Annotated in this window: 21 protein-coding genes; 9 read left to right on the plus strand and 12 right to left on the minus strand. The window is 51.9% G+C overall.

Annotated elements, in window-relative coordinates; translation table 11 throughout:
• Positions 1-243: 243 nt before the first annotated feature.
• Both EUZ85_RS18575 and EUZ85_RS18580 read right to left on the minus strand, forming a co-directional pair.
• Positions 244-807 carry a protein tyrosine phosphatase gene (locus EUZ85_RS18575; RefSeq protein ID WP_127970738.1) on the minus strand — a complete coding sequence of 188 codons (564 nt, stop codon included), beginning with the start codon at positions 805-807 and terminating at the stop codon, positions 244-246.
• A 108-nt stretch (positions 808-915) separates the two neighbouring features.
• Complete coding sequence (locus tag EUZ85_RS18580; RefSeq protein ID WP_206617919.1) at positions 916-1,890, minus strand: quinone oxidoreductase; 975 nt, start codon at positions 1,888-1,890, stop codon at positions 916-918.
• A 129-nt stretch (positions 1,891-2,019) separates the two neighbouring features.
• Between EUZ85_RS18580 and EUZ85_RS18585 the strand changes: the two genes are divergently transcribed.
• Positions 2,020-2,877, plus strand: coding sequence for a LysR family transcriptional regulator (locus tag EUZ85_RS18585; protein WP_127970742.1), 858 nt, complete (start codon positions 2,020-2,022; stop codon positions 2,875-2,877).
• Between the two features lie 135 nt (positions 2,878-3,012).
• A complete protein-coding gene (locus tag EUZ85_RS18590) occupies positions 3,013-3,354 on the plus strand; it encodes a hypothetical protein (RefSeq protein WP_127970744.1) in 342 nt (113 codons plus the stop codon).
• Positions 3,355-3,420: 66 nt separating this feature from the next.
• Here EUZ85_RS18590 and EUZ85_RS18595 read toward each other — a convergent pair whose 3' ends face one another.
• The 4 genes from EUZ85_RS18595 to EUZ85_RS18610 all read right to left on the minus strand — a co-directional run bounded on the left by EUZ85_RS18595 (position 3,421) and on the right by EUZ85_RS18610 (position 6,031).
• Positions 3,421-3,777, minus strand: coding sequence for a VOC family protein (locus tag EUZ85_RS18595; protein WP_127970746.1), 357 nt, complete (start codon positions 3,775-3,777; stop codon positions 3,421-3,423).
• Between the two features lie 592 nt (positions 3,778-4,369).
• Positions 4,370-4,972 carry a DNA-3-methyladenine glycosylase I gene (locus EUZ85_RS18600; RefSeq protein WP_127970747.1) on the minus strand — a complete coding sequence of 201 codons (603 nt, stop codon included), beginning with the start codon at positions 4,970-4,972 and terminating at the stop codon, positions 4,370-4,372.
• A 57-nt stretch (positions 4,973-5,029) separates the two neighbouring features.
• Positions 5,030-5,476: a hypothetical protein gene (locus tag EUZ85_RS18605; protein WP_127970749.1), complete on the minus strand. Its 447-nt coding sequence runs from the start codon at positions 5,474-5,476 to the stop codon at positions 5,030-5,032.
• 87 nt (positions 5,477-5,563) lie between these two features.
• The gene (locus tag EUZ85_RS18610) at positions 5,564-6,031 is read right to left on the minus strand and encodes a CesT family type III secretion system chaperone (RefSeq protein ID WP_127970751.1); all 468 of its coding nucleotides are present in this window, start codon (positions 6,029-6,031) and stop codon (positions 5,564-5,566) included.
• 303 nt (positions 6,032-6,334) lie between these two features.
• On the opposite strand from EUZ85_RS18610, the gene EUZ85_RS18615 reads away from it, so the two are divergent.
• From EUZ85_RS18615 to EUZ85_RS18645, 7 genes are all read left to right on the plus strand, one after another.
• The gene (locus EUZ85_RS18615) at positions 6,335-6,883 is read left to right on the plus strand and encodes a hypothetical protein (RefSeq protein WP_127970753.1); all 549 of its coding nucleotides are present in this window, start codon (positions 6,335-6,337) and stop codon (positions 6,881-6,883) included.
• A 254-nt stretch (positions 6,884-7,137) separates the two neighbouring features.
• A complete protein-coding gene (locus EUZ85_RS18620) occupies positions 7,138-8,031 on the plus strand; it encodes a calcium-binding protein (RefSeq protein ID WP_127970755.1) in 894 nt (297 codons plus the stop codon).
• Positions 8,032-8,082: 51 nt separating this feature from the next.
• Complete coding sequence (locus tag EUZ85_RS18625; RefSeq protein WP_127970758.1) at positions 8,083-9,048, plus strand: hypothetical protein; 966 nt, start codon at positions 8,083-8,085, stop codon at positions 9,046-9,048.
• A gap of 265 nt (positions 9,049-9,313) precedes the next feature.
• Positions 9,314-9,817: a hypothetical protein gene (locus tag EUZ85_RS18630; RefSeq protein ID WP_127970760.1), complete on the plus strand. Its 504-nt coding sequence runs from the start codon at positions 9,314-9,316 to the stop codon at positions 9,815-9,817.
• Positions 9,818-10,123: 306 nt separating this feature from the next.
• The gene (locus EUZ85_RS18635; protein WP_127970762.1) at positions 10,124-10,690 is read left to right on the plus strand and encodes a sigma-70 family RNA polymerase sigma factor; all 567 of its coding nucleotides are present in this window, start codon (positions 10,124-10,126) and stop codon (positions 10,688-10,690) included.
• A complete protein-coding gene (locus EUZ85_RS18640; RefSeq protein WP_127970765.1) occupies positions 10,675-11,427 on the plus strand; it encodes an anti-sigma factor domain-containing protein in 753 nt (250 codons plus the stop codon). Before EUZ85_RS18635 ends, EUZ85_RS18640 begins: the two co-directional genes overlap by 16 nt.
• A gap of 504 nt (positions 11,428-11,931) precedes the next feature.
• A complete protein-coding gene (locus EUZ85_RS18645) occupies positions 11,932-13,701 on the plus strand; it encodes a hemopexin repeat-containing protein (protein WP_127970767.1) in 1,770 nt (589 codons plus the stop codon).
• A gap of 179 nt (positions 13,702-13,880) precedes the next feature.
• On the opposite strand, the gene EUZ85_RS18650 is transcribed toward EUZ85_RS18645, so the two are convergent.
• From EUZ85_RS18650 to EUZ85_RS18680, 6 genes are all read right to left on the minus strand, one after another.
• On the minus strand, positions 13,881-14,411 hold the full coding sequence (locus tag EUZ85_RS18650) for a hypothetical protein (protein ID WP_127970769.1): 531 nt from the start codon (positions 14,409-14,411) through the stop codon (positions 13,881-13,883).
• Positions 14,412-14,503: 92 nt separating this feature from the next.
• A complete protein-coding gene (locus EUZ85_RS18655; RefSeq protein WP_127970771.1) occupies positions 14,504-15,655 on the minus strand; it encodes a hypothetical protein in 1,152 nt (383 codons plus the stop codon).
• A 288-nt stretch (positions 15,656-15,943) separates the two neighbouring features.
• The gene (locus tag EUZ85_RS18665; RefSeq protein ID WP_127970210.1) at positions 15,944-17,305 is read right to left on the minus strand and encodes an IS1380 family transposase; all 1,362 of its coding nucleotides are present in this window, start codon (positions 17,303-17,305) and stop codon (positions 15,944-15,946) included.
• An 87-nt stretch (positions 17,306-17,392) separates the two neighbouring features.
• A complete protein-coding gene (locus EUZ85_RS18670; protein ID WP_206617920.1) occupies positions 17,393-17,827 on the minus strand; it encodes a DUF4365 domain-containing protein in 435 nt (144 codons plus the stop codon).
• A gap of 114 nt (positions 17,828-17,941) precedes the next feature.
• The gene (locus EUZ85_RS18675) at positions 17,942-18,226 is read right to left on the minus strand and encodes a YrhB domain-containing protein (RefSeq protein ID WP_127970773.1); all 285 of its coding nucleotides are present in this window, start codon (positions 18,224-18,226) and stop codon (positions 17,942-17,944) included.
• A 296-nt stretch (positions 18,227-18,522) separates the two neighbouring features.
• Positions 18,523-19,005 carry a hypothetical protein gene (locus tag EUZ85_RS18680; protein ID WP_127970775.1) on the minus strand — a complete coding sequence of 161 codons (483 nt, stop codon included), beginning with the start codon at positions 19,003-19,005 and terminating at the stop codon, positions 18,523-18,525.
• Positions 19,006-19,048 lie beyond the last annotated feature (43 nt).

Below are 19,048 nucleotides of genomic sequence, written 5' to 3' on the forward strand. Positions count from 1 at the left end.
TAACACCTCTTGGGGGCGGCCCAGCCCCCGTTTTTATTAATCAGGCAGACAAATAGCTTCCTTCTATTTGTCTGCAACGACAGGGCCTGCACAGGTCTGGCCTTGTCGCCGCGCAGGCGCGTCCATGCGCCTGGTGATTAACATGCCAATATCATTGCCATGTTAACAATCTCCACAAACTGGTATCCGCCAACTGAAGAAAGCCGCACAGTTGGAGCCTCTTAGATCGCCCTATCAACGCCTTCAACGTTGGACTTTCGATACAATCCCACGCTTTCGGTTCAGCCGTCTGTAGCTATCCAAACGATAAGGGTTCGCCTCCCGATAGGCGTCCAACGGCGCCAACATGGTCCCACCGCGATTCAAGGCGTTGTCGATAACCTCAACAATGCGCCGGTTCGGCCAGGGCTTGCAGGTGATCTTTAGCAACTCGTTAAAAGCGTCGTCTTCCCGGCCCGCCCCATGTATTAACGCCAAAGCGCCGTACCCTATGGCTGTGGAGCGGCTCACGCCGGCATGGCAGTGGATGACCAGGCGGTTTTCGGAGCTCTCAAGAATCGCCTGCAGGGTGTTCAGGACGTCGCTGATCACCGCGTCAAAGTGGTGAGTGGCTTCCGCTCTCTCCTGGTCAAATATTCTTATGACGTGATGCGCTTCCACATGAGCGACCAGCTTGGGTATCGCCTGTTCGCTGATATCAGGATCAAGCAGAGAAATAACGTGTGTCGCCTGCCAGGCTTTCGCCAACGCTTCCACACGGTATAAACATGAAATTTGCAACGGCCAGACAGAATCGGTAGTGGTCACAACAATATCCTTATTGGTCATGGGCTTGATTGCGCCAGAGCCTACCAGCCGCAGCAGAAGCTTGACAACCTCTGCGTCCAGCCGGACCGACCGGACGCAGACTTGTTTTTATACCGACAACAATACCGCCCCGACAGTCTGCCCGCTTTGCAGCAAAGTATGGGCCTGGGAGGCCTGCTCCAAGGGAATTTTATCCGCGATATCCACGGTCAGTCCATTCGCCAGTTGCTCCATGACCGCATTGCCGCTGATCCGGTAATGGTGTAGATCCGCCATATGCAGCAGCACGCTGGGGCGGGTGAATTGAATCGCTCGCGCCATGGTTTCCATCGGCAGACTCTGCAACATGCCAGAGGGCTGCCCAATGCCGGCGACTGTACCAAAGGCCCCGGCGCTCGCCAGACTTTTCGCCAGTGTGTCCGCGCCAACGCCGTCGATAACGTAGTCTACGCCAGCGCCGTCAGTGAGCCTCTGCACGGCTTCAGCAAAGTCCTGCTCGCGATACAGAATCACGTCGTCGTAGCCTTTACAGCGGGCGATCTCAGCCTTTTCCGCACTCCCTACGGTCCCGATCAGTCTCACGCCGAGTTTGCTCGCCCACTGACCCAATACCTGCCCCAGCCCACCTGCGGCAGCGTGAACCAGCATCGACTCGCCAGCCGCGACGGGTCTAACCCGGTTCAATAGCATGTGAGCGGTCATTCCCCGCAATAGTGCAGACGCCGCCGCTTCATCAGAGACTGAGTCTGGAACGGGTAATAATCTCTCCGCCGCAACATTACGATGACTGGCGTAACTTCCTAACGGAAAGCCGGCATAGGCGACGCGTTGGCCAAGACTCAACTCTGTCACGCCATCTCCCAACGCTTCAATCACACCTACCGCCTCAACGCCCAATACGCGGGGCTCATCGGTGATGGGATAAAGTCCGCAACGGAAGTAGATGTCCACGAAGTTCACTCCCACCATACTGTGACGGAGGCGCACTTCTCCCGGAGCTGGAGGCGATAGTTGAAAGGTCGCTGGCCGTAATACGGACGGCTCGCCAATTTGGGACATTTCTATACGGATAGGCGTACTCATTCTGAACTCCTTAGTGCTCATACTGTAGTGGGTGTCCTGTTAGCTCCCTGTTAGCTAGGCAAACTTTAACTGCGGCATGCTTTGTAGAAAATTCCCCAAAATCACACAGTATTTGTGCATAATTGCACAATGAAATCGATTAACTGGGATGACATTCGCTATTTCCTGGCGCTGGCGGAAGCAGGCGGCCTGTCCGCCGCTGCGCGCACGCTTTCTGTCGAGCACAGCACCGTTGCGCGTCGGGTGGGTATGTTGGAGCGGGAATTGGAAGTGAAGCTGTTTGATCGTCTGCCGCGACGCTGGCGTCTCACTGAAGACGGTCAAAACTTTTTGGAGCCTGCGCGGCGGATGGCGTCCCAGGCGCAAAGCTTTACTCGCATCGCAGACGGCATGTCCGGGTTATCGGGCAGCGTGCGTATTTCAACGCCGCCATTGCTGGCCAGCCTGATACTGGCGCCGCGTTTGAGTGAGTTGCGTAAACAGTTACCGCAAATTGAGTTGGAGCTGGTGAGCGATCTGCAAAACGCCGATCTCCATGAACGCGAAGCGGATATCGCCTTGCGTATGCGCCGCCCGGAGCAGCCGGATTTGGCGGCGCGCCCCTTGGCCAGCTTGCAGTATGGCCTTTATGGCGGCCACGACTATCTGGCGACGCGTTCCCAGGAGCAATGGGAGTACATCGGTTACGAACGCAGCATGCAGTCCGCTCCGCAGCAACAATGGCTGGATACACTACCCCACTCGCCGCTGGTTTTCCGCTCCAATGATCTGAACGTGCTCGCCAGCGCGATTGTCGGCGGCGTAGGCGTTGGCGTCTTACCCTGTTTCATGGAGCGCTTTTATCCTCAGTTACAACTCATCCGTGAACCAGCCTGTCCGATTGTGCGAGAACTGTGGCTGGTCATCCACCCGGACCTGCGACGCTCTCCGCGAGTGCGCAAGGTTGCGGACGCCCTGATCGCCTTATTTGAGACCGGCGTCATATAAGGCTCACCTGCTTCTCACCACGCTTTATCTTTTCCGTCGGCCGTTCTATATTCGCTAGCAGGACGTTGAGCTGTTGTTGATGTAGTCATTTCAAGCCGCAGCTACTCACTCAAACACCACAAGGAGGCTCCCAAAATGGTAACTCAAGCTGACATCACCGCTTCGGATAAGGTGATCAAATCTTCTACTTCCACGATCCAGCTAGGCGTCGCCAAAGCCGACGGCAAGTTGTGGATGACCGCCGAGACCCTGCACTTCGCTCCCTATAACGAAGACTTTGGACTTGGCCCCTACAACATCCCACTCACCGATATTGCGAAGGTGGAAAAACACAGCATTCCCCCCTTAATGCCCGAGGGCTTTAAAGTCACACTTACAAACGAGCACACTTATCAGTTCATTGTGGCCAATTCAGAAACCTGGATTGAGTTGATCGAGAAACACATCGAAGCGCTCGGCGTTCATGTGATCGAATAGACAGACAAGGCTGGCTTGAATTCGTCTGAGAAAAGTCAGCCTATCAGCGCGCAACAACCTGAAAAATCAGGGCGCAGAATAAGACCCCCTCAGGCCTATGAGATTACCAAACGGGTCCGTCACCTGACACATACCCAATCCGTTTTCAATCTGCATAGGCCCACGATAAATAGTCGACCCCAAGGCCAAAAACCGCTCCATCTCATCCGCCAGATCCGCAACAGACCAATACAACACCGTACCCGCTCTTCCCGCAGGCACTTTTGCATCCGCCCAGACAATCTCAATATGAAAACTACCAACGTCAAGATAACGAAACCCATCAACAACCCTTTCCTGCGCAGCCGGAAAGGCTTTCTTGTACCAGGACAAACCTGCTTCGATATCGTTGACGTGTATGAGAATTGCGGTGGGGGTGATCATGGTGTGAACAGCGTTCCGTCTCAGTACAGTATTCCATTGCTAGGCCCCAGCACTTCTCGTGTGGACCCAAGTATCCGATTGCCGGCCAACTCAATCGAAAAATCGGTAAGGGGCGTTGTAAGTCCTGCGCCTAATGCAGCAGCACGCAGTTTCGAGCCATCAACTTTGATACGGAGTCCAGCGCCACGAGCAAGCCTTTGTAGACAATTATCTTTTCCTAGCCCCGCATTATTAAACAACCACTCCCCAAGCAGCTTCTGGTCGGCTAATTGCAGTCCAAACCGTTTCAATCATCGCAAATAGCGTGATAACTGTAACGATTGCTGCAAGTGCTAATAATAGAGGCTTCATCTTCCTCCCACTGATCAGCAGTTATCTATCCAAAACTATGCGAGTATCTAGTTTAAGAAGGGTAATGTGTAGCACTGTTCGATGTCGCTTCATGCTTCATGCGTATAAGCACTCATTTGAAGCTTATAAAATTCGACAGAAATACAGCCGTCTAATAAATCTAGTACATTCTGGAATGGACGATAGAGGCAGTGCGAAGAGCAAAATGATGGCTGCTCTAGCGCTCATCTAATAAGCAACCTCAAGGCCTCTGAAAAGCCTCTCGTGAGCGTTCCACTTCCGCCCTGACGGCGCATTCTTCCGCATGATCGTTGATCAGTCCCATGGCCTGCATGAATGCGAATACGGTGGTTGGGCCGACGAATTTCCAGCCCATTTTTTTGAGTGCTTTCGACAGGGCGACGGATTCTGGGGAGGTTGAGGCGGTCTGTGGTTTTTGGCGTTGGTCGTGGGCGGGTTCGAAGCGCCAGATGAAAGTCGCCAACGAGCCTTCTTTCTCCACTAGCGCCTGTGCGCATTTGGCGTTGTTGATGACGGCTTCAATTTTGCCTCGGTGGCGCACGATACCCTCATCTTTGAGTAATCGATTAACGTCCTCTTCGGTGAACGCGGCTATTTTGTTGAAGTCAAAATGATGGAAGGCAGCGCGAAAATTTTCCCGCTTGGCGAGAATCAGTCGCCAACTGAGGCCGGATTGAAAACTCTCCAAACACAGCTTCTCAAATAGACGAAAGTCATCCCTCACCGGAAAGCCCCACTCATTGTCGTGATAGGCATGGAAATCCGGCGCCTGGCTCCAGCTGCAACGGGGTTTGCTCTCTGCGCTTTCTATCGTGACGGACATTAATCTTTATCCTTGTGTAGGCATGACATTATTCAGGCTGAGTTAAAGCGCTTCTACTCAGGCTATCAAGGTCATCGTCACCTTAGCGAGGGTGTGATCCGCAAACTCATAATGAATTGAGTAGCCCTGAAATATCCCTTTAATCCAACGTTGGAACATCTCATGATTGGGATCGTTGGATGGACTAGAAACATACTCTACCCCCTCTGCTTCAAAGCTTTGTTTGGCTTCGCGATAGGAACTAAAAAGTGGGGCATCCAGTTGAGATTTATCAACGGAAGAGAAACCGCTGCTTTCGACGATATAGAGAAATACTACGTCTAATATTTGCTCTTCGTTAAACCGCAGTTCAAACCCTTGGTCGCGCGAGGAAGCCCAATAGACGTCTTTCATTCCTTCTTGGAAGCGGTCAAAGTCATAGACCACGCTGACATCGTGAAGCTCCAATAGCTCAATAACCTCTTCAGACTTGAGCTTCTTTCCAAGTAACGTTAAAAACTGCATTTCTTCCTCTCAAAAAACTGACAAACTGCGCGGAAGTATACAGCAAGCACCTAGTTTCACTCGCACACTTATTCCAGGCAGCCGCCTCTAGGCTCTCAGGTAAAGCGCCCCGTTTTCAGACGCCCGCCCCTCATTTTCATTGTTTACTGACGCCATTAACTTCCTCGCTACGATGCTGATTGTCTCACCGAAGTTTTGCAGAACACAGCCCAGCGAGTGTGCATCAAGTGCTTTAACAGTGGTGCGATAACACAGCAGAATATGTCTGTGATCTTTGTCCATAGCTAACGTCGATCCCGCCAGGGAAGCCGTGTCATTAAAGTTCATAACCAAAAGCTCGGTCAGCCGTTCTGCATTCCCCAGGAACGACTCGGTGGACGCCACCGGCGACCAGAGCGACAACTCCTGCTCGTCATTGCTCAGGCCGAACGAAAGTTCATGATTATCCAATAGCAGATGGCACTGGTTATTCGCATCCAACGCCAGGCAATCCAGCCCCCATTGACTGTTAAGCTCCATTAACCACTGCGAGAAAGCGTCTCTTTGTGCGCTCATTTGAACACTCCTTTCTATCCATCGTTATTGCAGATTTATTGAAATCATTGCTGACAGATTAGCGATGACGAGCGCGGTTACATACTGGCTGACAGGTCTATTTCTTTACCCGGCGACGCCTTTGTATCTAACCCGGGTTCGAAGCTAAACACGGACCTGAAAGACATAAAAAAACTGTGTCCAAAAAAATTTTTGTTAACTTTCTGCATCCAAATCCCAAAGCGGCGTCGTCTTTATCTACGAGATCGAAATACAGGGTCTTCAGGCCCGACCACATACATACAATTTTAAAAGGACAGACCCATGAAAAAGTTCGCCGCACTGACCGCTCTTCTGATCGCCGCTGGTTTCACTTCTATCGCTAATGCTGAAGGGCAAGCGGATCGGGGTGATTACTGCGATAACGACAAGCCAGGTTACAACGTTAAAACCTCCGCCAGCGCAGGTTCCTATAACTACGGCGCTTCCAATGGTTATGGCGATGGATACGGGAATACCGGCGGCTTTGTCAAAACGTCCACCGTCGCCAGCGCCCCCACTGCCGTCGTCACCAAAGTTTCCACATCAGTTGGAGAGGTATTCGCGAATGCTCAAGGCATGACGCTGTACACCTTCACTAAAGACAGCAATGGCGTGTCCGCCTGTTATGACGGCTGCGCGGATAGCTGGCCACCATTTTTGGCGAAGCAGGACGCGAAAACCTGGGGTGAGTTCACAGTGGTCGAACGTAAAGACGGCGCGTATCAGTGGGCGTACAAAAACCAGCCACTGTATCTGTGGGTCGGCGATCGCAAACAAGGCGACGCAACCGGACATGGAGTAGGCGATGTGTGGTTCGCCGCACAGCCATAGAGATAGGACGTCGGTAACGCCCTTCTCTTTCTGAATACGCCGGCGCAGAAGTAGCCGCCGGCGTCGATAAAGGACTTCCAGTAACTGGCGCAACGCTTGGGCCAATGCCGCTTTGCGCTTCCGAAAATTATCTTCCGCAGCTGTAACTTTTTTCCGTGGGTGTCGTAACGGTGATGACGGCCGTCAACACCCGACATCAATCGATGACCTTGATTTAAACAATACGACTTAAATAACACGTAAAGGGTAAATGTATGAACTTGTCGAAAACCTGGATGGCGACCGCCGTTTCCCTCGCTCTTTTTGGGGGCGCGTCTTTGGCGCAAGCGGACATCGTCATTGGCAATGATCTGAATTCAACCGAAGGCGCAAACGCCGCCATCAACCAACTCTACTCCGCCAATCGCGGCTCCAATGGCGGCGGCGATCAAAGCCTGCAGTTTGGCGATCAGATATACGGTACTGAGGAAAACGATATTCTGATCGGCGGCCTGGGTATTGATGTCCTGTTCGGCTATGACGGCGACGACATCATCATCGGCGGCACTGAGGACTTCAATAGTTTTAACCGCGACCGCGCCTTCGGCGGCAAGGGCAATGACATTTTCGTGTGGACGCCTGGAGACGGTAATGACTTCTTCGACGGCGGCGAAGGCCAGGACATTCTGGTTATCGGTCTGATTGGCGAGTCCCAGGATAATGACGGCAATACTGATCTGGCCCCCTTCTTTAACGTTAGTCCTCCCGGCACGCCAGGAAGCCAGGACTTCGACGGCATTTTTATCAATCCCAGCGTTGGCCTTCCAGAACTGAGGATTGAACAAACTCCCGGCTTCTGCCGAATTCTGGATAAATCCACTGAGGGCATGAGTGAGCTGAACCTCGATCATCTGGTTCAGTTTATCCTGAGAGGCCCCGCCAATAATTTCGATGAGGCCATCGCAGCCGATCCCAATATCGATCCGGATACGCTGGATACAGGCTTGAGAATCTCGGTTCATTTGAAAAACACGGAGTTTGTCGTGTGCCCCTCGCGGTCCGGCGACGAAATAGAAGTCTATGACATCTCCCAGACGCCTCCCGTCAGAGTCACGCTGGACGACCTGCCGCCCACGGCAGCCACCTCTTCAGCCCGTTTGGCTCGCTAGGCGTTAGACGCATTACTTCAATTGAACCGAGAATCGACCAAGGAATACAGTATGAACCACTCAAAGCATGCGCTGAGCAGCGCGATCATTTTGTCTATCATGATGACAGCGGCCGGCTGTTCCAGTTCCGGCGACGGCGCCAAAGGGCCTGACAACAACGACGGCCAGAACGGCGGCGATATCAATCAGAAGAACTTCACGGTTATCCAGGGTACGGATCTGAACACCAAGAGTTCCGCCCTGTTGTCGTTCAATCCCGGCGGACCGGGAGGCTCCTCTAACCAGAGCCAGCGTGCAGGGGACGTCCTGCAGGCGGAAGACGGCGTTGACTCGATTCTGATCGGCGGATTGGGCGTGGACGTCATGCTCGGCGCTTCGGGCGACGACATTCTTATCGGCGGTACAGAAGACTTCAATTCAAGCGTCGACGGCGACAACAAAGGCGCCGACAACCGCGACAGAGCCTTCGGCAATGGCGGCGACGACCTCTTCATCTGGACGCCAGGGGACGGCAGCGACTTCTTCGACGGCGGCGAAGGCGTGGATGTCCTGGTATTGGGCGTTGTCGGCGAGCAGCGGGACAACAACGGCGCCACAGAAGGCGCCCCGTTCTTCAACGTGAGCCCGCCCGGACGCGAAGGCAGTCAGGATTTTGACGGCATCTTTCTGGATGCGACCAATAAACCCGTGGTCAAAGTGTCCACCTCACCGGGCTTCTGCACCGTCATCGACAAAGGCGAACATGCTGAAGAGCTGGAGCTGTTGAATCTCGACCACATTGTCCGGTTCACCCTGCGTGGCGTCGCGGAGGCCTTTGAAGCCGGCGCACGCACTGACGATGACGGCCTGCGCGTCGCCATCAGCACGAAAAATGTGGAGTACCTGGTGTGCGCCCCCAAAGTGACCACCGATGGCGCAGCGACCGACAATATCGAAGTGCTGGACCTGACCACCACGCCGCCAAGACTCGCCCTGTTGTCTGAGTTGCCTGAGCACATCGCGCTGATGATTCAATAATCTTTCAGGCTGTGATTCAGGAACCGCCCTGCTTTCCTAGGAAGGCGGGGTGAACCCGTTTACGCCTTAGCTTAATACTACGCCTTGGCTTAGTCCTGAGCGTCGATGGCGACGCATCGTCAAACACGCTCTCTTCCTACTCACCACCCCAAAAAAATAATTAGAAAAATAAAAAATATTCTGCATCCAAACACCGCGTCGGCGTCGTCTTAATCAATGAGATCACAACAACGCCGTTCAACTTACAGATTAAAAGGACATTCTCATGAAGAACTTCGCCGCACTGACCGCCCTGATGGTTGCTTTCACTGGTTTCACCTCCGCTGCGCACGCTGAAGGACAAGCGGATCGTTATTGCGATGACGACTATGCAAAGAAAACCTATAGCAGCGCCAGTTACGCAAGCGCCAGCAACCAGGGCGACCATGTCAAAACGGCTGCTAACGACAGCGCCAATCGCGTCGTCACCAAAGTCTCTACCTCTGTCGGCCAAGTATTCGCCAACGCCCAGGGCATGACGTTGTACACCTTCACTAAAGACAGCAACGGGACCTCCGTTTGTTATGACTCCTGCGCAGACAGCTGGCCTCCGTTCCTGGCGCAACAGAACGCCAAAACCTGGGGCGAGTTCACCGTGATCGCCCGCAACGACGGGAGCTATCAATGGGCTTACAAAAACCACCCGCTGTACCTGTGGGTGGGCGACCGACAACAGGGCGACGCCACTGGCCACGGCGTCGGCAATGTGTGGTACGCCGCGCAGCCGTAATCCCCCTTATAAGCGCCCTCTTCTCCTCTCTGCGCCGGCGTGACATGAACGCCCGCAGAGAGTCGCAGAATAAAAAGTACTCCCAGAAAAATACCGACGAAAAAGTTTTCCGCCGCTGTAACTTATTCTCTCTGGGCGTCGTAGATGGATGAGGGCCGCTCGTTTTTCTAATGGAGATGGCGACGTTTTTATCTGAGCGCACTTCAACTTGCGCTGCATTCAGACTCATCTGATCACGTCGTCCAAGTGACTCAACAATAAGGACGCCCCGCATTCCGCATGCGGTCGGGGCGAGTTTTTAGTGCCATGGAAAACACTTTCGACCCGGACGAACTGGAAAATCTGTTGGCGCGTATTGCGCTTAAAGATCAAAAGGCGCTGGAGCAGCTTTATAAACGCGTCGCGCCGAAGCTCAATGGAGTAGCCATGATAATTTTACGAGACACAGATTTATCAAACGATGTTCTGCAGGAAGCCTTTTTGCAGATCTGGCATAAGGCGGACGAATATCGCCGCAGCCTTAGCGAACCCATGACCTGGATGACGTCGCTGGTGCGCTATCGCGCCCTGGATAAGCTGAAAGCGGAAAACCGGGAACAGACGCGTCGGGAGCGTCATGATGAACTCAAGCAACTGCTTGAGCAAAACCTCGTCGACTCTCCCCTGCGCGACGTGCTGAACTCAAACGAAAAATGCCGCATCCACCGCTGCCTGAGGTCGCTGGATGTGTTGAACCGCAACGCCATCCTCATGGCTTATTACTACGGTTACAGCCGCGAAGACATCGCCGTGCACATTGAAAAACCCGTTAATACCGTCAAAGTCTGGCTGAAGCGGGGTCTTGGGAGGTTAGCGCAATGCCTCGGCCATTGAGATACAAAAATCCAGAGCTTCTGGACCGCCTGGCGTCCAACTACGTCATCGGCGCACTGCGAGGCAAAGCGCGCAAACGCTTCGAAGCCATCATGCGCGAGGACGAGACCGTCGCCCAAAGAGTGCGACAGTGGGAAGAAAAGTTTCAACCTCTGCATGAGAACACGGCGCCGGTAGCGCCCAAAACAGCGACCTGGAGCGCCATCTCCGCCCGCATCAACGATGCGCCCGGTCAGTTGATGGAGAAGCTATTACGCAAACTGAGCTTCTACAAATACCTCTCCGCCGCCGCTCTGTCGTTAGCGCTGTGCATCGCGCTCTATCCTGCGCTGTCAGGGACGGAGCAGCCCCATCCCGAACAGGCGACACTTACACCCAGCGTTAACTATGTTGCGGTGATGGAGAATACGGACGAACAGGCGGTCATGGTGGTGACCGTCGACAAAGCGGCTCGCCAGTTGACCTTGAACATCGTGGAAAAGCCCGTCATCGCCCAGAATGCGACATTGCAATTGTGGGCCGTTTCAAGGGACGACAATACCGTCAGCAGTTTAGGAACCATTGAACTGAAGGGGCAAACGCAAAGAAGTCTGTCACAGCGGGAATGGGAGTTAATTCAAAGCGCGGAACATTTGCTCGTTTCCAAAGAAAAGCCCGGCGGCTCGGCAACTGGCGCCCCCAGCGCACAACTGCTGGCCAAAGGGTTATGCGTGAAAGTGGCGGGTTGGCAAAGCTAACTGCTCCCGCCGTTTTTGGTCGGCTCTTACTTAGCACTTTTTAAACAAGAGAACTCAACGATCAACGTTAGCGCCACAGACCACACAACAGCGATTAGCCAGGGAACAGGCCTCACACATCCTCCACGCATTATTGCGATAATGACGGTTTCCATCCGGCTGTCGCGCATCCCATATCTGCTTGCAAACGGGACAAGCGCTGAACGATCTAACTCGCAATTTATTCCTGCACGCGTCGCTGCAATACAGCGGCTCTGGCGCTTTTGTCATGATTCGGCGTTCCTTGGTGGAGACCAATTTTAAAAAGAGAAGATTCTAGTCTTCAATATGGGACAGAGACAATTTCGCCACTCTCTGCACTTTCACCGCTAGCCTCAAAGCCACAATTAAACCCAGTTCCCAGAATCGAACAAAGTACATATTACGTTAACCCCACTGTCACCAATCGCAGCTATTCTTTTTTGGCTGGTATATACCAGATAAACCCAAAAACTAGGAGAGATTATGCTTAACTGGAAGAGTTGCGCGGCGGGCGTTGGCCTGTTGGCGATGACGTCTTTGGCTGTGGCGGATAATAAAGTTCTCTTGATCGGGATTGACGGTCTGCAACTGGAGCAGGTTCAACGCTTGAACACGCCCAACTTTGACCGGCTCAACATCACCAAGGCCTACACTGGCGGTATCCAAGGCGCCGCGTCGGAGCAGCCGACGATCAGCGGACCGGGTTGGGCGACAATACTGACCGGGGTGTGGCTGTCCAAGCACGGGGTAAGCTCCAACGACGCGGGCTTGGCCAATCCTGAATTCCCCGGTCTGTTCAAACGGATCAAAGACGCCAACCCTGACGCCTACGTGGCCAGCATCGCCAACTGGGCGCCCATCAACACCAACTTCTTCGCCAATGAGGTCGCCAATATCGACGAGGTCGTCAGCGGCGTTAATGACGAAGAAGTGGTCAATCGCGCGCTGCAAACCCTCTCCCAGACACCCGCTGATTTTGTATTCCTACACCTGGACGATCCCGATCATGCAGGACACGCCAGTTGCTTTGGCGGCGCCTACGATAAAGCCGTGCAGGACTCTGACCGCCGCCTGGGACAGCTTCTGGATAAAGTGGCCAACCTGCAAAATCAGAACGCCGATAACTGGCTGGTGTTAGTGACCACGGATCACGGTCGCACGCCGATTGTGGGTTGCGGCCATGGCAATCAGACCGAGCCGGAAAAAACCATCTTTATCGGGTCTAATCAGCCGATGAACGCCGAGTTCTCGCAACAGGTGACGGACATTCCCAACACGCAGTTCAATTCGCTCTACGGCTATCCGTCGCAAGCCTCTATCGCTCCCACCGTGTTACGTCATCTTGGCGTGAATATCGACGCTTCCTGGCGCCTGGACGGCTTGCCGTTGATTGGCGATCTGGGGGTGCGCAAACTGATGGAGAACGGCTCCACCGCCCAGCGTTTCACCTGGTATACCGATGAGCAGAAACCGGCGAATATCTACCGTAACGGCGAGTTAGTGGATCAGGTTTATTCCATGGATCGCGGCTGGTCTGATCCAGATATGACCGCCGCCGGCGTCACGGACTATGTGGTGGAGATCAACAGTACGCCATTGGCGCTGCGCCTGAATAATTTCCAGATCGACGCCGCATTGAGCAAAGACGCCTTCAAAGCCTACTTTTTCCGCAATGATCAGCAGTATGTGCGTTATGACAAGGTGCTGGACAAGTCAGACGGCGGCTATCCCAAAGCCGTTAATAACCAGACCTGGCCGGGCATGGAAACATATCGGGATTTGATCACCGCCAGCTTTCAGAAAGACGCCGGAACCAGCTACTACTTCCTCAAAAACGGTCAATACATCAATTACGACAACATCGGCGACAAGGTAAGAAGCGGTTACCCCAAGCCCATCAACAACGCCACCTGGCCCGGCCTGGAGCCCTACAAAGACCAGATAGAAGCCGCCCTGCGCTGGCACAATCAGAAAGTGTACTTCTTCCTGAGCAACGGCGATTACATTCGTTACGACATCAACAGCGACGCCGTGGACAGCGGCTACCCCAAACCGATCAACGACAGCACCTGGCCGGGTCTGGGCAGCTACGCCAAGGAAATCACTGCCGCCGTAAAATGGAGCGACAGCCGCGGCTACATCTTCCTGACCGGCCAACGCTACCTGCGCTACAACATCAGCCAGGACAAAGTGGACGACGGCTATCCCAAGCCGGTGAATAGCTCCACCTGGCCTGGGTTGTTGAATCCGTAATTAAGCGTTATTTCGTCGGGGGCATGCAGGAAGAGCAGTACCTGCCGCCCCCGATGATTATCTATTTAGAAGCTATCCGTTCAGAAGCCATCTATTCAGAAACTATCCACCCTGGCGCTGCATCTGTTGCAGAGCTGCCTTGTTTACGTCAATACAGGCCGAGCGTCAGCGAGGTCCAGTTAGCCAACCAACTCAGCTCCAGGATTACTTCTTACAATTTCTTCGCCATGCCGAGGTATATCATGCCCGGCTAGCCATTGGTAATGCTCAATACCGAGAAGGTCAGCCAATTTATAAGCAGGCATCTCGCTAAAAATGTCGTCCAATGTGTCCAGACAAAATAGCTGAATCAGCTTTTCACGGTCGCCCTGATCAATTAGCAAGTCGACAAAGCGTTGAACATCTAATTTATCTTTTTCAATATACAGTTCCGGGTCCCATGCACACACATATGCACTTATCAAAACGCCATTAGAAAACAAATTCACAACCCAGGCGTGATCCTCAGCAAACATATAGTGCAGAACCATACCATTATAGTTAGCAGCGACATTATCTTTTTGTGAATTTAAATCGCCCTCTGGCAGTATTGTTACCCAGTTATTGGATTCATCAAAGACTATCCCGCGGACACCAAGCCTTTTTAATAAATCTTTTCCTTCTTCTTTGTTCTTGGTACGCAGGTGATAACTTTCACTAAACTCACTCATTTATGTCTCCATAGTCGGGTTTCTAAAGTTAGTGTAACGGGCTGATTTGGAGGCGCTACTGCGCCGGAAAACCGGCCTCGCTGATGCATAGGTTAGGATTCGTCATCAAATAAATCCGGCTTATCCAAAACTCTAAAGCTCTGTGGATTCAGCAAATATGTGGATCTGGGTGTTACGTGTAAATCACCTTGGCAAGTAACCGGCATCTTTGGCTTGTGAGCTCTAACGGCCTCCCAATAGTCGTCTAATCCTAGCTTTATGGAGATACTTTTCTCTGAACCATTGACCAAAGAGCTCACCCTAACAGATCCATAGTCTTCTGATGGCTCGTGATCCATCCTAATAACCAAACCAAAAACTTCATAATTTTCAATTACATAATCACCTTTGTAATACTTCGAAGCAGTTTCTAAAACAGGAATATGGACTGATGAAAACCTATGCGATGTATTTATCTCATCTGAGTCTTTTTCCGATGGAGCTAGCTCAATGGATATCTCTACGTCCCTATTTTTTCTACTACCGCTAATCCCAATGAGGGCATCGCAAAGGTTAGCACTTACGCCGCTTGAAACCACCTCCTCAAATGCCATTAAATCTTTAGTCTTCTCATATTTATTAATGGCTGAGATAGTTGCTTTTAAACTTGTGGCCAGATTATTACTCACTGACCTAGTAATAGACCTATCTGCCTCGGGAAAGCTTTCATGCGGAACTTTTATTAAGGGCGCAATAACATTAACCACGTAACTACCCCGCTCAGTTTGGCCAAACCTTAATGTATCCAAAAAGTCTCTTGCCGCAGCCGGCCAGCTTCCTGAGAAAAATTTCTTCTTCCTGAAGGCGGACAAAGTGGACGAAACCAATAGGTCTTTAGCTCTTTCAAACAAAAGAACGCCATCATCTATTGGAATAGCCCCGCCTTCCACATCGGGGCTAACAACCCTTACCTTGATTATGTCTGAATCAAAGTTGATTACTTCTTCAGCCACTTTTCCTAAAGATCTCTCTTCAAACTCCGAGATGACCTGTATTGCTTCGCGGACTCTCAGGTAGTAATCGCGCAAATCCAAACTAAGAGGCTGAACAACCTCTAAGTCAAAATAGGCTTCTTCGGGCCTATGCCAAATTTTGGCTTTATCGCCTATTGCCCCATCATCTATCCATCCGGTAGCAATCAAGTATTTTTCTAGTTGGTTCGGAACAATATCTGTTACGACTCTATTGATATCAAAGGAATTCATGCGACCTCCTTTGAGCTGGCCATTTGCATTAAATAAAGTATGCTCTCAGATGTCAGTCTTTGACTTCTGCCTGAATCCGTGGTGTGATTTGCCGCCAACGCTTTCCCGACCCCTGGCGCCCTGATTTTCGATCAGCACCGAGCCAACTTCTCTATCTCTCCCCCTGCTTTAGCTCTTTAGCATCGCTCAAAACCAGCTCTTATTGGGGCATTTTCGGCTGCCCGGACAGGGGAAGCCCTCGGCCATCTCCGCCGACTCTTTCGTTGAATCCTTCTGTTTAATCCCTCTCTAACCCGAGGCCGCTCTCCTCAGGTGCGCCTGCACCATCATGAAGGCTTCCAATCCCCGGAACCCCTCTCCAAAGTCCAGTATCCAACGCCGGGCGCTGTGGATCAGTTGCGCCGCACGGTACATGAACTCCTGTAACACCGTCTTCAAGCGCCGCCGTTTCGCCGGGTGTCGGACCGGACTCAACGTCCCGGTCATCCCCAGTTGCCCCAGCAGACGTAGACAGTTATAAGCCAGCATCGCCAGCCGTAACACCAGGTCGTTCACCGCAAACTTCCCCGAAGGTAATCGCTCCAGGTCCAGGTCACTTTTAATCTCGCTGTGGAATTGCTCATGGGTCGCATGGGCTCGATAGCTCTTAATAATCTGCTCCGGCGTCTGCTCCAGAGTGCTCCACCAGCCTTCCAGTTCATACTCCGGCTCCAGCAGAAGTTGCCCCTGACGATCACTGGTTCGTTCCACCAATCGAATGACTCGACGCTCTTCCCAGCTGTTCCCTCCATGCCGACATTCCACGTGCTCCAGCCACAAGGCTTCCCGCTTACCTTCGCGAACCTCCCGCCACCGTCCCTCCGCCAATTGCACCCAAAGGGCCATATCACGGGCCTCACTACGGGGATTCCATTTGACGATATAGTCCAACCGACGTTGCTCTTCCCACGCCTGCTCTCGCTGCTGGCGTAGAGCCCAAAGATACTCCTGGCTGCAGAAGCCACTGTCCTGCCGAATCAGCAGGGGCTCCGTGGTCAGCCGCTTGGCCCGTGGCAACACTCGCCGCATAAAGCCGTCGCTGTCCTTCACGCTGTGTTGCTTGCCCGGACGCAGCTCCAGACCCAGACACCAGCCTTCATTCCCCAGATAGGCCGCTATCGGCGTATATCCATCCACTTGTTGATAGGTGCGTGACACGCCTTCTTTGCGGGTATCGCTGTTGTCCATCACAAAGGTGTCAATATCCAGGCACACATAACCGGCTGCCGCGCCTGATTCCAGGCTGACCAGAGCCTCAGCCCCTTTCAACAGCTCCACACTGGAGCCGGGCAGATGCTCTGACAAACCTTTCTCGGCCAACTGTTCAAGGCGTTGGCGTAACCACTCACTACTGGGAACCTTTCCCACTTTGAGCAGTTTGCGGAAGGCCGGGTCCGCACGGCGATTGGTTATCGCCTCAAAGTCGCTCTGGCCCAGGCATAACAGGCCAACATAACACTTGATCAAATCGCTGGTCTTCATACCTCGGCTGGTGGGAAAGCGCCCGTCAAGAGCATCAATATGCGACAGGGACAGGCAATCGCCAATTAGGGCCAGGCCGGCATGGCTGGTTAGGGTCTTGTGGCTGGAGCGTAGATGAATTCGGGACATAGCGCTTACTGGGTGAAAGGACGATGGGGATATTTTGCCATCATTTTCAGTGTGTTAAAGGTTAATATTACTGACGGGGCCACGGATTCAGGTTCTGGGTATGTCTATGGTGACTTTTGACTTATTAGAGACAGCAGGCATATCTCTTAATGAAATCCAATAGCAACAGTGCTTTAGGACACTAAAATCTGGTTCATGAACAAGCCAATCTCCGCAATCCTCCGGCACCACTAGGACAAAAAGGTACCTTGGGCAAACAACGTCTTCCCCTCTTAATTCGTTGTAGTTTTTGAGGGGAAGGGGGAACTTAAGATACTCCTCGTTTCCCTCGTCGATTGCAGTGCATTTCAGCTGAACATCAATTTGGGGGTTGCGGATCGCGGCTCTGTATCCTCTGCCCCGAACAATAACATCGACGCTATCATCATCGACGTCCGGCTCAGAGCTTCTCAGCCCAGCTTGTGCTGCTAACGCTTTGACAAACGCCTTGCTGAACAGTTCTTTTTTAAGGTTTTCGTCCATTTGGCAATCCATATCCAAAAAATTTCTAACGCCTGCATTTCTGGGCCGGAGCACACAGTGCACAGGTCTCAGCTCGCGGAGCGGGCGAACAACATGCACTTGTTATGTGTTGAGCTACAGAGCAGCTTCATATTCTTTTATATAGTGGTCAATGTCGTGAGCGGTTCCTGTATGGTAAAGCTCACCAGTATTACGATTAACAATTATTGGAGCATTACCTCCAAGCATTTCGCGGAAATCACCGGTTTCAAAATAAGCTTTGCTTTGGTAGAAAAACACCCAGCCCCACGCTCTTTCTATGGTCTCTTCTGCAAGAACAACACAATCGATGGGATTGTATTTATCCTTTATTCTTTCTAGTTCAGCTTCAACCAAACTTTGAGCTTCTTGCTTATTCATATTGGTGACTTATAACGCCTGCATCAGGGGAAAATTTGTCCCTACCTGCTTGTGCTTGTGCTTGTGCTTGTGCTTGTGCTTGTGCTTGTGCTTGTTAAAGGTGTAAATGGTACTAGCTCCATATACCAGGATACTGCATATAGAACTGCTGGTATAGAAAACAATAAGGGTCATGCGGAGCCAAACCAGAAAGAAAGACCAGTTAACGGCCACACTATTATTGCAAGTATTAAATAGAGCGCCCAGCCGTATTTGAGTTTAACGAAACTCCTTTTACCACACAACGGCACGCCTTGTTATGTATTTTTTTCGCAATATTCTGTAAATGAGCTGTATTTATTAACGGCGCCGTTGGAGCTGCAAGTCAAATACAGCCCTTTATTGTTGATTAACTGGTTTATGAGCATATCACTATATTGCAATGGCGCAGCCAATTTAAGGGTGGCTATACAATCATTTTTTGACTCAAAAGTAAAAGTGCACTCTCCATCGTCATGGGAGCTAAACTTGCATAAATTAGATAACGACGCCTCAAAATCTATGATTCCAAGCTCGCCCTCTGTTTCTAAGAAAGCTATAACTTCTCCAACATTTTTTAGTAATGGTAACTCTGCTTCCGTTGCCCAGCCATAGTCTTTATATAAAGTTGCACCAAAATTCGTAATGACGATCTCTTGGCTCTTTTCGATCAGCGACAAACCATCTAGTACTGAGCACTCACCCAGGTAGATCTTGTAAACATTATTTACCTCATTATAGAGGTACACGCTTGGATTCATGATTAATGCATAACACCTCAAACACCGGCTTGATGAAATTGAC

This window comes from Hahella sp. KA22 (genome assembly GCF_004135205.1).
In the GTDB taxonomy this organism is placed as follows: Bacteria; Pseudomonadota; Gammaproteobacteria; order Pseudomonadales; family Oleiphilaceae; genus Hahella.

Bases quoted from the DNA above. Each gene is read 5' to 3' on its own strand.
- EUZ85_RS18580 (WP_206617919.1), bottom strand. From the start codon at position 1,890: ATGAGTACGCCTATCCGTATAGAAATGTCCCAAATTGGCGAGCCGTCC.
- EUZ85_RS18585 (WP_127970742.1), top strand. From the start codon at position 2,020: ATGAAATCGATTAACTGGGATGACATTCGCTATTTCCTGGCGCTGGCG.
- EUZ85_RS18590 (WP_127970744.1), top strand. From the start codon at position 3,013: ATGGTAACTCAAGCTGACATCACCGCTTCGGATAAGGTGATCAAATCT.
- EUZ85_RS18595 (WP_127970746.1), bottom strand. From the start codon at position 3,777: ATGATCACCCCCACCGCAATTCTCATACACGTCAACGATATCGAAGCA.
- EUZ85_RS18600 (WP_127970747.1), bottom strand. From the start codon at position 4,972: ATGTCCGTCACGATAGAAAGCGCAGAGAGCAAACCCCGTTGCAGCTGG.
- EUZ85_RS18605 (WP_127970749.1), bottom strand. From the start codon at position 5,476: ATGCAGTTTTTAACGTTACTTGGAAAGAAGCTCAAGTCTGAAGAGGTT.
- EUZ85_RS18610 (WP_127970751.1), bottom strand. From the start codon at position 6,031: ATGAGCGCACAAAGAGACGCTTTCTCGCAGTGGTTAATGGAGCTTAAC.
- EUZ85_RS18615 (WP_127970753.1), top strand. From the start codon at position 6,335: ATGAAAAAGTTCGCCGCACTGACCGCTCTTCTGATCGCCGCTGGTTTC.
- EUZ85_RS18620 (WP_127970755.1), top strand. From the start codon at position 7,138: ATGAACTTGTCGAAAACCTGGATGGCGACCGCCGTTTCCCTCGCTCTT.
- EUZ85_RS18625 (WP_127970758.1), top strand. From the start codon at position 8,083: ATGAACCACTCAAAGCATGCGCTGAGCAGCGCGATCATTTTGTCTATC.
- EUZ85_RS18630 (WP_127970760.1), top strand. From the start codon at position 9,314: ATGAAGAACTTCGCCGCACTGACCGCCCTGATGGTTGCTTTCACTGGT.
- EUZ85_RS18635 (WP_127970762.1), top strand. From the start codon at position 10,124: ATGGAAAACACTTTCGACCCGGACGAACTGGAAAATCTGTTGGCGCGT.
- EUZ85_RS18640 (WP_127970765.1), top strand. From the start codon at position 10,675: ATGCCTCGGCCATTGAGATACAAAAATCCAGAGCTTCTGGACCGCCTG.
- EUZ85_RS18645 (WP_127970767.1), top strand. From the start codon at position 11,932: ATGCTTAACTGGAAGAGTTGCGCGGCGGGCGTTGGCCTGTTGGCGATG.
- EUZ85_RS18650 (WP_127970769.1), bottom strand. From the start codon at position 14,411: ATGAGTGAGTTTAGTGAAAGTTATCACCTGCGTACCAAGAACAAAGAA.
- EUZ85_RS18655 (WP_127970771.1), bottom strand. From the start codon at position 15,655: ATGAATTCCTTTGATATCAATAGAGTCGTAACAGATATTGTTCCGAAC.
- EUZ85_RS18665 (WP_127970210.1), bottom strand. From the start codon at position 17,305: ATGTCCCGAATTCATCTACGCTCCAGCCACAAGACCCTAACCAGCCAT.
- EUZ85_RS18670 (WP_206617920.1), bottom strand. From the start codon at position 17,827: ATGGACGAAAACCTTAAAAAAGAACTGTTCAGCAAGGCGTTTGTCAAA.
- EUZ85_RS18675 (WP_127970773.1), bottom strand. From the start codon at position 18,226: ATGAATAAGCAAGAAGCTCAAAGTTTGGTTGAAGCTGAACTAGAAAGA.
- EUZ85_RS18680 (WP_127970775.1), bottom strand. From the start codon at position 19,005: ATGAATCCAAGCGTGTACCTCTATAATGAGGTAAATAATGTTTACAAG.